At 72.1% G+C, this 12,253-nt stretch carries 10 protein-coding genes and 3 pseudogenes; 8 read left to right on the plus strand and 5 right to left on the minus strand.

Annotation, left to right across the window (positions count from 1 at the left end):
* Positions 1-29: 29 nt before the first annotated feature.
* Entirely contained in the window at positions 30-206 is a 177-nt protein-coding gene (locus ABZ622_RS13130) for a thiazolylpeptide-type bacteriocin (RefSeq protein WP_073790073.1), read from the minus strand.
* A gap of 251 nt (positions 207-457) precedes the next feature.
* Between ABZ622_RS13130 and ABZ622_RS13135 the strand changes: the two genes are divergently transcribed.
* On the plus strand, positions 458-1,759 hold the full coding sequence (locus ABZ622_RS13135) for an amidohydrolase (protein WP_360542445.1): 1,302 nt from the start codon (positions 458-460) through the stop codon (positions 1,757-1,759).
* Complete coding sequence (locus ABZ622_RS13140) at positions 1,756-2,040, plus strand: hypothetical protein (protein ID WP_360542447.1); 285 nt, start codon at positions 1,756-1,758, stop codon at positions 2,038-2,040. The genes ABZ622_RS13135 and ABZ622_RS13140 overlap by 4 nt, the downstream gene beginning before the upstream one ends.
* Positions 2,041-2,154: 114 nt before the next feature.
* Here ABZ622_RS13140 and ABZ622_RS13145 read toward each other — a convergent pair whose 3' ends face one another.
* The gene (locus tag ABZ622_RS13145; protein WP_360542632.1) at positions 2,155-3,150 is read right to left on the minus strand and encodes a LuxR C-terminal-related transcriptional regulator; all 996 of its coding nucleotides are present in this window, start codon (positions 3,148-3,150) and stop codon (positions 2,155-2,157) included.
* Positions 3,151-3,833: 683 nt separating this feature from the next.
* Between ABZ622_RS13145 and mfd the strand changes: the two genes are divergently transcribed.
* From mfd to ABZ622_RS13165, 4 genes and pseudogenes are all read left to right on the plus strand, one after another.
* Positions 3,834-7,364 (plus strand): transcription-repair coupling factor, encoded by a 3,531-nt coding sequence (gene mfd / locus ABZ622_RS13150; RefSeq protein WP_360542449.1) that lies wholly within the window; start codon positions 3,834-3,836, stop codon positions 7,362-7,364.
* Between the two features lie 501 nt (positions 7,365-7,865).
* Positions 7,866-8,963, plus strand: coding sequence for a saccharopine dehydrogenase (locus tag ABZ622_RS13155; protein ID WP_360542451.1), 1,098 nt, complete (start codon positions 7,866-7,868; stop codon positions 8,961-8,963).
* Positions 8,960-9,616, plus strand: coding sequence for a TetR family transcriptional regulator (locus tag ABZ622_RS13160; protein WP_360542453.1), 657 nt, complete (start codon positions 8,960-8,962; stop codon positions 9,614-9,616). The genes ABZ622_RS13155 and ABZ622_RS13160 overlap by 4 nt, the downstream gene beginning before the upstream one ends.
* Before the next feature lie 30 nt (positions 9,617-9,646).
* A pseudogene (locus ABZ622_RS13165) lies at positions 9,647-9,933 on the plus strand (hypothetical protein); the annotation flags it as partial.
* Positions 9,934-9,970: 37 nt separating this feature from the next.
* On the opposite strand, the gene ABZ622_RS13170 reads toward ABZ622_RS13165, so the two are convergent.
* Entirely contained in the window at positions 9,971-10,192 is a 222-nt protein-coding gene (locus ABZ622_RS13170) for a hypothetical protein (RefSeq protein WP_360542455.1), read from the minus strand.
* A gap of 22 nt (positions 10,193-10,214) precedes the next feature.
* Positions 10,215-10,418: pseudogene (locus ABZ622_RS13175) on the minus strand (transcriptional regulator); the annotation flags it as partial.
* Positions 10,419-10,428: 10 nt separating this feature from the next.
* Here ABZ622_RS13175 and ABZ622_RS13180 point away from each other — a divergent pair.
* Together ABZ622_RS13180 and ABZ622_RS13185 are read left to right on the plus strand one after the other, a co-directional pair.
* Positions 10,429-10,545, plus strand: a pseudogene (locus tag ABZ622_RS13180) (SDR family oxidoreductase); the annotation flags it as partial.
* A gap of 162 nt (positions 10,546-10,707) precedes the next feature.
* Entirely contained in the window at positions 10,708-11,442 is a 735-nt protein-coding gene (locus ABZ622_RS13185) for an HNH endonuclease family protein (protein ID WP_360542634.1), read from the plus strand.
* A 72-nt stretch (positions 11,443-11,514) separates the two neighbouring features.
* On the opposite strand, the gene ABZ622_RS13190 is transcribed toward ABZ622_RS13185, so the two are convergent.
* Complete coding sequence (locus ABZ622_RS13190) at positions 11,515-12,237, minus strand: hypothetical protein (protein ID WP_360542457.1); 723 nt, start codon at positions 12,235-12,237, stop codon at positions 11,515-11,517.
* Between the last annotated feature and the right edge of the window lie 16 nt (positions 12,238-12,253).

A 12,253-nucleotide genomic window follows, 5' to 3' on the forward strand; every position in this document is an offset into this window, starting at 1 on the left:
CCGCGAACGGCGTACGACCGGTGAACCGGTCAGGCGCAGCAGGAGGTGGTGCTGGTGGTGCTGGAGCAGGTCGAGGTCGAGGAGCAGGACGTCGAACCGGCGAGCACGACCTCGGCGGCGTCCGAGTAGTCCGAGATCTCGAAGGTCTCCGACTCCAGTTCCAGGATCTCGTCGGCGAGGGTGGCGAGCTCGGTCTTGGGGGCCATGGTGTTCTCCCTTGGTTCCCGGGGACGGGCCGGCCGCTCCGGCGCCGTTCCCCTGCGACGAGGCCATTCCAGCGGCGGCCGCTGTCGGATCGGCAGCGGTTTCGCTGTCAGACCGCTGACACCCCCTGTCAGCGGAACGCCGCGTCGCTGAAGCCGGGGCGGCGCACGCTGAACCGGTCGGCCCCCCACGGACCGGCGGGCCCGGACGACCACGACGACCGGGCCCGCCCGGCGGAACGAGGTGAGATGACATGCAGGAGACAGCCCAGTCCCCGCCCGGCCGCCCGCCGATCCCCCCACCGGGCCCCCGGCCCGGCGCCCCGGGGCCCGCGGTGGAGCGGGAGGTGCTGCGCCCGGCACTGGAGCTGTACCTCGACGCCCACGCCCACCCCGAGCTCCCCGGCGCCGAGCTGCGCACCGCCGGACTGCTCGCCGCCCGGCTGGAGGCGAGCGGCTGCACGGTGACCCGGAACGTGGGCGGCGGGCACGGACTCGTCGGCGTCCTGCGCAACGGGGACGGCCCGACGGTCCTGCTCCGCACCGAACTCGACGCCCTCCCGGTCACCGAACGCACCGGCCTGGCCTACGCGAGCATCGTGCCCGGGGTGATGCACGCCTGCGGCCACGACCTCCACCTCGCCGCGCTCGCCGGGGCGGCGGACACGCTCGACCGGACCCGGTCCGCCTGGCGGGGCACCGTCCTGGTGGTGGGCCAGCCCGCCGAGGAGACCCTGACCGGGGCACGGGACATGCTGGCCGACGGCCTGTACGAACGTTTCGGCACCCCGGACGCGGTCCTCGCCCAGCACACCTCGCCCGCCCCCGCGGGCACCCTCGCGCACGCCGAGGACCCCCGTACGCCCCTGATGGCGGCGAGCGCCTCGGTGGACGTCACCGTGCACGGGCGCGGCGGCCACGCCGGGACCCCGCACCTGGCCGTCGACCCGGTCCTCACGGCGGCGGCGACGGTGCTGCGGCTCCACTCCTGCGTCACCCGGGAGACCGGCCCGGCCGAGCACCCCGTCCTGACCGTCGGCGCCCTGCGGGCCGGGGGCCCCGGCAACGTGATCCCGGAGACCGCGGACCTGTCGCTCTGTGTGCGGGCGCTCTCCGAACCGGCCGTGGACCGGATGGTGGCCGCCGTGCTGCGGATCGTCCGGGCCGAGTGCGCGGCGGCCGGCTGCCCGGCGGACCCGGACGTCACCGTCACCGCCCGCTCACCCGCCCTGCTGACCGACCCGGCCGCCGGCGCCGAGGTGCGCCGGGCGCACGAGGCGCTGTTCGGCCCGCACCGGGTCGTCGGCACCGGACCGCTCACCGCCACGGAGGACTTCCCCCGGTTCGGCACCGGCGGCGTACCGACGGTCTACTGGCTGCTCGGGGCCACCGGGGCGGGGCGGTGGCGCCGGGCCCGGGACGGCGGGGAGCCGGTGCCGCCGAACCACTCGCCGGAGTTCGCCCCCGATGTCCGTACCGCCCTGCCCGCCGGGATCGCGGCCATGGCGTCGGCCGCGCGGCGGCTCCTGGCCCGGCCGGAAGGGGAGCCGGCATGAGCCGCCGAGGCGAGACCGCGTACGGCACCGGCCATGTCGACCTGGTCGCCGTCCGCCGCGACGGCACGGCCGCGACCGGTGAGACCACCGTCGTACGGCTGCTGAGCTTGCTGCCCGCTTACTGGCTCTGCACCCTGCGCTCGGTGGGCCCCGACCGGATCGACCTGCGCATCGACCTGCGCATCGACCTCGACGGGCCCGTCGACCGGGACGCGGTCCGCCGGGCCGTCGCCGGGGCCCTAGCCGACCGGGCCCTGGACGGCTGGACCGAGGAGCCTTGAACGGAAGCCGCGCGTTCCTCGGATCCAGCCGTGCGGCCCTCAGGTCCAGCCATGTGGGTCCAGCCATGCGGCCTCGGGTCCAGCCGCACGCCCTCGCGTCCAGCCGCGTGACCCTCAGATCCAGCCGCGCTCCCGGGCCAGCAGCGCGGCGTGGGCGCGGCTCGCGGCGCCCAGGGTCTGCATCAGATCGGCCACGTGCCGCCGGTACGTGCGTACCGAGACGCCCAGTTCGCGGGCGCCCGCCTCGTCCTTGCCCACGGAGCACATGGACACCAGCACCCGGCGCTCGGTCTCCGACAGACAGTCGTCCGGGGCCGGTGCCGGGCCGTCCGCCCGGTCGAGATCCGCGGCCTGGTCCCAGATCTTCTCGAAGAGGGCGATGATGTTGCTGACCAGACCGCCGCGGTGGGCCAGTAGCGCGCCACGCGAGGTGTCGCGCGGGTCCAGTGGTACGAGCGCCGCCTTGCGGTCGTAGACCAGCAGCCGCTCGGCGCTGTGCTCCGTCACCCGGATCATCGCCCCGTGCTCGGCCAGCTCCCGCAGATAGGCGGCGGTCGGCCGGTCCCGCAGGGCGTCCCGGACCACCACGTTCCGGATCCTCACGCCGCGCCGCAGACAGCGCAGGTCCAGGGGGCGCGAACGGGCGATGTTCTCCGGCGACAGCTGGGTGTACGGCTCCACGGAGAGGATCTCGTCCCGCGCGAAGAACGCGAGGTCGTCGATCCGGTTGCGGATCTGCGCGAGCCCCTCCAACTGCTCGATCCCGAGCGGGGGAGCCTTACGGGTGTACTGCTCCGCGCGTAGACCGTCGATGACGTGCCGGGACCGGGTGACCCGCTGGAACTCCTGGTGCAGGGCGTGCAGCCGCCGGTCGATCAGCCGGGCCACGGCGGTCTCGGGATCGGTCGGGTGGACCCGCGGACCGGGCTCCTCGGGGTGGAGCAGCTTCAGCTCCTGGAGCCGCTCGACACAGGCACGCGCGGCCTGCGGGGTCGTGTGCAGCAACAGGTGCAGATCATCCGTGGTGGTGCCGGGGTTGCGCAGGAAATGCCGGTAGATCTCTTCCTCGGCCGCCGAGACTCCGTACACGGACATCTCGTTGTCGCCCACGTGTGCCCCCGCTGCCTGGTCCTGCACGGCCGCGCACCCCCGGTGGTCGATCGCGAGTGTTGGTCCGCGGCTGCCGCGCTGACTGCCCGTGCACCTGCTTGTGGAATCTTTCGGCCAAAGAGTAGACGCTGAGATCTTTTCTGTGAGGACCCCGGACACAACTGTGTACGGGACGGAGATGAACGGTGTGTGTTCTGCGACAAGTGGCCGTCCGTGTACGACGGACGGTCGCACCTGTCCCCGCCCGGTACTGCCGCCCCCACGACGCGATTCCGTTCGGCGGCAAGGGCTTTGGCCAACGCGCGCCGTCCCCCGGGGCGGTGCGCCATCCCGGCACCCCCACCCGGTGGCCCCCGCTCAGCAGTTCCCACCGCTGACGCTCCGCTTGCCGTCGCTCCGCCTGCCGGCACTCCGCGTCCTGCCTGAACACGAACGAGCACGCCGTGTGCCGAGTTCGCCGCAGACGTGCACGACGGTGAGGATTCCGGCCACTCGCCGGGCCCCGCGCCGCTTCCCGCCCCGTCCGGCCGCCGCGCGGCGAAGATCGCGGGCGCGGCTGTCGTACGGGCGTCGTACGCTGGATTCACCCCGGCCCGTGATACGTGTCGGGCCCTTCGCGTTGCCCGTCCCTGGCAGCAGCCGGCTGTCGGGACCTGCCCTTCATTACCGGACGGAAGCCCTTCATGAGCCTGCACGGTCTGCTGGATGTCGTCGTACGTGATCCGGCGCTCGACGAAGCGGTGAAGGCCGCCGGCGACGGTCACCGGATGCATGTCGACCTCGTCGGCCCGCCCGCCGCCCGCCCCTTCGCCGTCGCCGCGCTGGCCCGCGAGACCGGGCGGACGGTGCTCGCCGTCACCGCGACCGGCCGGGAGGCCGAGGACCTGGCGGCCGCGCTGCGCACCCTGCTGCCGCCGGACACGATCGCGGAGTACCCGTCCTGGGAGACGCTGCCGCACGAGCGGCTCTCGCCCCGCTCGGACACGGTGGGCCGCCGCCTCGCCGTGCTGCGGCGCCTCGCGCACCCGAGGGCGGACGACCCGGAGACCGGGCCGGTCTCCGTCGTCGTCGCGCCGATCCGCTCCGTGCTCCAGCCGCAGGTCAAGGGGCTCGGCGACCTGGAGCCGGTGGCGCTGCGCATCGGGCAGAGCGCCGATCTCGGCAAGACGGTCGAGGCGCTCGCGGCGGCCGCGTACTCCCGGGTCGAACTGGTCGAGAAGCGCGGCGAGTTCGCCGTACGCGGGGGCATCCTGGACGTCTTCCCGCCGACCGAGGAGCACCCCCTTCGAGTGGAGTTCTGGGGCGACGACGTCGAGGAGATCCGCTACTTCAAGATCGCCGACCAGCGGTCGCTGGAGATCGCCGAGCACGGGCTGTGGGCGCCGCCCTGCCGCGAGCTGCTGCTCACCGACGAGGTGCGGGAGCGGGCCGCCGCGCTCGCCGAGGCCCACCCCGAGCTGGGCGAACTCCTCAACAAGATCGCCGAGGGGATCGCGGTGGAGGGCATGGAATCCCTCGCCCCGGTCCTGGTCGACGACATGGAGCTGCTGCTCGACGTGCTGCCGGAGGGCGCGATGGCGCTGGTCTGCGACCCGGAGCGGGTCCGCACCAGGGCCGCCGACCTGGTCGCCACCAGCCAGGAGTTCCTCCAGGCGTCCTGGGCGGCCACCGCGGGCGGCGGCGAGGCCCCGATCGACGTGGGGGCGGCCTCGCTGTGGGGCATCGCGGACGTCCGGGACCGGGCCCGTGAGCTGGGGATGATGTGGTGGTCGGTCTCTCCGTTCGCCGCCGACGACGAGCTCGACGAGGACACCCTCAAGCTCACGATGCACGCCCCGGAGGCGTACCGCGGCGACACCGCCCGCGCGCTCGCCGACACCAAGGGGTGGATCGCCGACGGCTGGCGCACGGTGTACGTCACCGAGGGCCAGGGCCTCGCCTCCCGCACCGTCGAGGTGCTGAGCGGCGAGGGCATCGCCGCCCGCCTCGACCCGGACCTGGCGGAGATCTCCCCGTCGCTCGTCCATGTCTCCTGCGGCGCGATCGACCAGGGCTTCGTCGACCCGGCGCTGAAGCTCGCCGTGCTCACCGAGACCGACCTCACCGGCCAGCGCACCGCCACCAAGGACCTGGGCCGGATGCCGGCCCGCCGCCGCAAGACGATCGACCCGCTGACGCTGGAGACCGGCGACTACATCGTCCACGAGCAGCACGGCGTGGGCCGGTACATCGAGATGGTGCAGCGCACCGTGCAGGGTGCCACCCGCGAGTACCTCCTCGTCGAGTACGCCCCCGCCAAGCGCGGCCAGCCCGGCGACCGGCTCTACATCCCGACCGACCAGCTGGAACAGGTCACCAAGTACGTCGGCGGCGAGGCGCCCACCCTGCACCGGCTCGGCGGCGCCGACTGGACGAAGACCAAGGCGCGCGCCAAGAAGGCGGTCAAGGAGATCGCCGCCGACCTGATCAAGCTCTACTCGGCCCGCATGGCGGCCCCCGGCCATGTTTTCGGCCCGGACACCCCCTGGCAGCGCGAGCTGGAGGACGCCTTCCCGTACGCGGAGACGCCCGACCAGCTCTCCACCATCGCCGAGGTCAAGGAGGACATGGAGAAGTCCGTCCCGATGGACCGGCTGATCTGCGGCGACGTCGGCTACGGCAAGACGGAGATCGCGGTCCGGGCGGCGTTCAAGGCGGTCCAGGACGGCAAGCAGGTGGCCGTCCTCGTACCGACCACCCTCCTGGTCCAGCAGCACTACGGCACATTCACCGAGCGCTACTCCCAATTCCCGGTCAACGTAAGGGCGTTGAGCCGTTTCCAGTCCGATTCCGAGTCCAAGGTGACCCTCGAAGGGCTCCGCGAGGGCTCCGTCGACCTGGTCATCGGCACCCACCGCCTCTTCTCCTCCGAGACCAGGTTCAAGGACCTGGGCCTGGTCATCGTCGACGAGGAGCAGCGCTTCGGCGTCGAGCACAAGGAGCAGCTGAAGAAGCTCCGCGCCAACGTGGACGTCCTCACCATGTCCGCGACGCCCATCCCCCGTACGCTCGAAATGGCCGTGACCGGCATCCGCGAGATGTCGACGATCACCACGCCGCCCGAGGAGCGCCACCCGGTCCTCACCTTCGTCGGCCCGTACGAGGAGAAGCAGATCGGCGCGGCCATCCGCCGCGAACTGCTCCGCGAGGGCCAGGCGTTCTACATCCACAACCGGGTCGAGTCGATCGACCGCGCCGCCGCCCGGCTGCGCGAGATCGTCCCGGAGGCCCGGATCGCGACGGCCCACGGCCAGATGTCCGAACAGGCCCTGGAGCAGGTGGTGGTGGACTTCTGGGAGAAGAAGTTCGACGTCCTGGTCTCCACCACGATCGTCGAGTCCGGCATCGACATCTCCAACGCCAACACCCTGATCGTGGAGCGCGGCGACAACTTCGGCCTCTCCCAGCTCCACCAGCTGCGCGGCCGGGTCGGCCGTGGCCGCGAGCGCGGCTACGCGTACTTCCTCTACCCCCCGGAGAAGCCGCTCACCGAGACGGCCCACGAGCGCCTGGCCACGATCGCCCAGCACACCGAGATGGGCGCGGGCATGTACGTGGCGATGAAGGACCTGGAGATCCGCGGCGCGGGAAACCTCCTGGGCGGCGAGCAGTCCGGCCACATCGCGGGCGTCGGCTTCGACCTGTACGTCCGCATGGTGGGCGAGGCGGTCGCCGACTACCGGGCCTCCCTCGAAGGCGGCGTGGAGGAGGAGCCGCCGCTGGAGGTCAAGATCGAGCTCCCGGTGGACGCCCACGTCCCCCATGACTACGCCCCCGGCGAGCGGCTGCGCCTCCAGGCGTACCGCGCCATCGCCTCCGCCAACACGGAGGACGACATCAGGGCCGTCCGCGAGGAACTCACCGACCGCTACGGCAAGCTCCCCGAACCGGTCGAGAACCTCCTCCTGGTCGCCGGCCTGCGCATGCTGGCCCGCGCCTGCGGCGTCGGCGAGATCGTCCTCCAGGGCCCGAACATCCGGTTCGCCCCGGTGGAGCTGCGCGAATCGCAGGAACTGCGCCTGAAGCGCCTGTACCCGAAGACGGTCATCAAGCCCGCCGTCCACCAGATCCTCGTCCCGCGCCCCACCACCGCCAGGGTCGGTGGCAAGCCGGTGGTGGGGCGTGAACTGCTGGCCTGGACGGGGGAGTTCCTCACCACGATCCTGGGGTCGTGACGCACTGTGCGTAAGAAAGGGGGAGAGGCTGCGGAAGCAGCCTCTCCCCCTTTGCGATCCGGGCTTTGCGATCCGGCCGGCTCGCGCGGTCACATGCCTTTCCGACGTGACAGTCGGCGCCGAAGTGTCACGTTCGCTCCCGAGCCGGCGGGGGCGTCGCGGAAGTGGCGGAGATCTTGAGACTCGGCTACACGGTCTTCCCCGCGATGTGATCGTCGATTCCGAAGTCCGTCGGCGAGCTCGTTCACCAGGTGTGACCCGCGCCCCGAACAGGCGTACCAGTCGAACACCTGGAGCGCCGGTCGGCCAGGTCCGCTGTCGCGCGCATCGAGCCCGCAAAGGATCTGCAGTGCGCTTCAGGGCGACGTCGGACCTCCCGCCCCGGCGGGAGGTCCGGCGCCGGCCGCGACATGTGTGCGTCACTGAACGTGATCCGGTGATCACGAAAGGCGGGATCTCTCCGCCGTGACAATTTTTGGTCACGTGACCTATATTGGTGTCATGAATGACGAACTCGTCTTTGACGCCGACGGGCCTGTGCTCCTGGTCGGCGGATACGGCACGGTCGGCGCGGAGCTGGCACGGATGGCGGCCTCGTCGTGGCCGTTGGTACTGACAGGGCGCACCGTTCAGCGTGGACAGCGGCTGGCGGATGAGGTGGGCGCGGAACTGCGCACCTGGGACCTGGCGGACTCGGCACCGTTCCGGGCGGTGGTCAGCGCGGTTGTCACGATGGCCAACGATCCGGACGACCGGGTGCTGCGCGCGGCGATCAGCGGCGGGGTGCCGTTCGTGGACGTCACCCGCTGGACCGCGCGGTTGCAGCGCGCGGTCACCGTCGCGGCACTGGCAGGCCCGACCGCGCCGGTGCTGCTGTCCTCCGCGTGGATGGGCGGTATAGCCAGCCTCGTCGCCGCCCATCTCGGCGACCGGCTCGGCGGCGTGGACACGGTCGACGTGGCGATCCGCTGGGACCTCGGCGACCGGGCGGGCGCGGACTCGGTGGAGTTCATGGACCGCCTCGGACTGGACTACGAAGTGGTGCAGGACGGGCAGCGGCATACGGTCATGCCGCTGAGCGGCGCCAGCGGCGTCCGTATCGGGGAGACGCTCACCCGGGTCGCCAGGATCGACACCCCCGAGCAGTTCACCCTTCCCCTCACCCTCGGGGCTAAGACCGCAACGACCCGGATCGGCTTTAGTTCGCCCGCGTCCACGGCAGCCCTGTTGGCCGCCAAGCGGCTCGGGTTCTTCCGCTGGGGCCGCGGCGAGCGCTTCACCGGTGTGCGCCGCGGATTGCTGTACGCGCCGGGCGAAGGAGGCACGGCTCAGCTCCGCATCGACGTCGCCCACGGGGGTGACACACTCTCCGCGACCGTGACTGATCCGGCCGGGCAGGCCCATCTGACCGCTCTGGGTGCCTTGATGGGGCTGCGCCGGGTGCGCGGCGATGACGGCGATCCCGCACCGAGCGGCGTGGTCTTCCCCGAACAGCTCCCGAGTCCGCGGAGCGTGCCGTCGGACCTCGCTGCGCAGGGCGTCGACCTGGTTGTGCACAGGGCAGTGCGCGAAGAACACACCAAGGACAGGGCGGCATGAGCGATCGGTCCCCAGGGCAGGAGAAGCGCACCGCAACCACGAGCAAGGGTGCGCGGCGGCGTGCTGCAATCCTGGACGCCGCCGAGAAGATCCTCTTCGAGGTCGGGTACGGCGAACTGACCATGCGGGCGGTAGCGGTTACGGCACAGGCACGGCTGGGGCACGTGCAGTACTACTTCCCCTCCCGAACGGAGTTGATCGCTGCCGTCCTGCGTCGCACCCTGGACCGTTCGCTCGACAGGCTGGCCCCATTGTTCGCCGACGCCGACGCCGACGCCGACGCCGACGCCGACGCCGACGCCGACGCCGCCACGCACACTCCGCTGGACGCGGAGGGGCTGGTCCGTCAGCTTCTGGTCGACCACGACGATCCGCGACTCGTGCGGGTCTACGCCGAGTTGTGGGCACTGGCAGGCCGTGACGAAATCGTCGCGGCGATCCTGCGCACCTTCTACAGCGAGTATCAGGACCAGGTGGCCGGCTTCCTCCGCGCTCGCAACCCCGCTCTCCCCGACGCCGTCTGCCAGGCACGGGCAAGCGTTTTCACGATGCTGATCGAAGGATCGGCGCTCTTCCGCTCCGGCATCGCCGCCCACCGCACCGAGGCCGCTGACGCGGAACTCGTCGCCACGGCCGCCGCTCTGCTCGACTGACGGCGGCGCCTGTCCGCCACGACCACGCGCCCGGAGGTTTTCGCGAGCCGGGGGTGGAGCGATGAGAAGTGGCGGGCAGCTCGTCAACGGCTCGCGAAGCGCGGGCTGTTGACGGAGGGCGGAACGGCGACCGAGGCGGGGCGGGTGTTGCGTGTCGAAGTCGAGCGGCGTACGGACGAGGCGGCCGCCGCCCCGTGGCGGGCGCTCGGTGGGGAGGAGCGGGAACGGCTGGTCGAGTCGCTGGGCCGCTGTGGGTGGCGGCGATCGGCTCCGGACTGCTGCCGTCCGAAACGACGCTGGGCATCGGCAAGGTATGAGGGGGCGGGCGGGAGCCGGTCCGGGCGGCGGGATCCCTCAATCCCGATGCCCGTCAACTGGTGCCTTCAACAGCCGGTCCAGCTCGTTCCCGGCCTCGTCGTACCCGGCGTCGGTGATCCGCTGCAGCTCGCGCAGATCGCAGGTCGAGGCCGCGCGTCGAGTGAGCAGGAAGCCGGCGTGCCTGGACCCTTCGTCCAACAGCTCGTTCAGCTCCGCGTAGTCGCCGGCTGCGTCGGCTAGATCGGCCAGCCGGTCCAAAGCGGTCTCGTTGCCCTCGGTGGAAGGTCTTGCAGAGGGTGGGGCGGGCGGTCACGTCGTGGGCTGCCCAGATGCGGGCGAACTCCTCGCTGCCGGCCTGGAGTTCATCGACCAGGCCGGTCACTTCCGGGTCGTCGGGGTAGCGGGCCGCGGCGGCGCGCAGATGCTGGGCCGAGGTCCGGACGAACTCGTCCGTGTCCGAGACGCCGTACAGCGGCCGGCCGTTCCGGTGCGTGCTGGGCCGCGCGGCCGACCCGGACGAGATCGCCCAGGCCGCCGCCTGGCTGCTCAGTGACCGCGCCTCCTACGTCACCGGCACGGTCCTGCGCATGGACGGCGGCATGCGGTCCTGAGTCGGGGCCGGGCCCGGGGCGGAGGATGTGATTCCGGCCGCATCGGGTCGGCGGCGCGCTCATGAACACCCGTCAGCGGGGAAGGCGTCCGTAGGATTCCCGGGTTCGGCTTTCTCCCCGTCAGGACGGTTCCGAGTGATATCTCCCCGCGCTTACCGAGTGATGCTGCCCGCCCTCAGTGTGGCGGCGGTGCTGGCCCTGGCCGGCTGTGACCCGGAGCCCACGCCCTCCGAAGGAGGCGGTGGCGGGCAGGCCGTCACCGGATTCGGGGCCAGCCCGCTCGACAACGCCGACGGTACGAAGCCGGGCCTCGCGCCGCTCACCTCCGAGGCGGACCGGGCGGCCGGCCGGAAGGTCATCGAGAAGGTGGCGACGAAGGGGCGGGGGCCGAAGTCCGGTTACGCGCGGGACAAGTTCGGCTACGCGTGGAAGGACTCGGTCGACGGGATACCGCTCGCGAGGAACGGCTGCGACACCCGCAACGACCTCCTCGCCAGGGACGGCAAGGACCTGAAGCACCGGTCCGGTTCGGACTGCGTGGTCGTGTCGATGACCCTCAAGGACCCGTACACCGGCTCCACCATCGACTGGCGCAAGCAGCAGGCCACCAAGGTCCAGATCGACCACGTCATGCCGCTGTCGTACGACTGGCAGATGGGCGCCGCGCGCTGGGACGGGGCCAAGCGGCAGCAGATCGCCAACGACCCGCTCAACCTCATCCCGGTGGACGGGCCGGCCAACAACGCCAAGCGCGACTCGGGGCCGGCGTCCTGGCTGCCGCCGTACAAGCCGGTCCGCTGCTCGTACGCGGTGCGGTTCGCGCAGGTGTCCCTGAAGTACGGACTGCCCGTCACCACCGCCGACAAGACGGCGATGCTGGAGCAGTGCGGCGGGTGAGCGGGTGGGCCGGGGTACGCGGAAGCCCGCCCCGGGGCGGGGCGGGCTCTGCGGGCCGGAGCGCTCAGAAGTTCAGGGCTTCGGCAGGCTCGCCGTGAACGGCTTGTCGAATGCGGAGAATTCGACCGTCACGGGGGCGGTGCCGCCTCCCGTTCCGCCTCCTGTTCCGCCGCGCGGGAGGCGCAGCTTCAGCAGGAACGGTCTGCCTTCAGCGGCGATGTCCGCCGTCCAATTCCCGTCGCGCGAACTACCGGTGACGGTCAGGGCGGGGGTGCCGGAGCCGGCTGCGGCCGTCGGTCCCTTGCGGGCCGTCCCGGTCTTCGGTGCGAGGCGGCCGAGGAACGTCTCCCGGTCGCAGTAGCGTTCGGCCAGTTTCGCGTGCCGGTCGGCGACGGTGGGGCTCACCCAGTGGCCGGCGAGGTTCTCGGCCGGTGCGGTGGAGGCCGATCGCAGCATCGCGGCGTCGGAGCGGGTGCGGACCGTGCCGCCCGTCCGCACCAGCTCCATGGTGCCCGCCGCGCCCATCGAGAGCGTGACCGTGCACTCGCCCCGGATGTCCGTGGCCACGAACGCCTCGACCGGGCCCTCGGGGGAGGCCGCCTCCACCGTCATGCGTACCGACTTGGCGGCCCGGGTCGCCGCGCGGGCCTTGTTGACGACCTCGGGGGCGGTCAGCCGGGCATAGGGGGCGGTGGTGTCGGGTGCGTCGTCCGGAAGCATGCCGCAGGCCGTCGCGAGGGTGAGGGCGGTCGCGGCGCTCAGGGCGGCCGCCGAGGCGCGGGCGGGAAGGCGCATGGGGGTCGGCTCCGGT

The organism is Streptomyces sp. NPDC007164 (assembly GCF_040634135.1).
GTDB classification, from domain to species: domain Bacteria; phylum Actinomycetota; class Actinomycetes; order Streptomycetales; family Streptomycetaceae; genus Streptomyces; species Streptomyces sanglieri.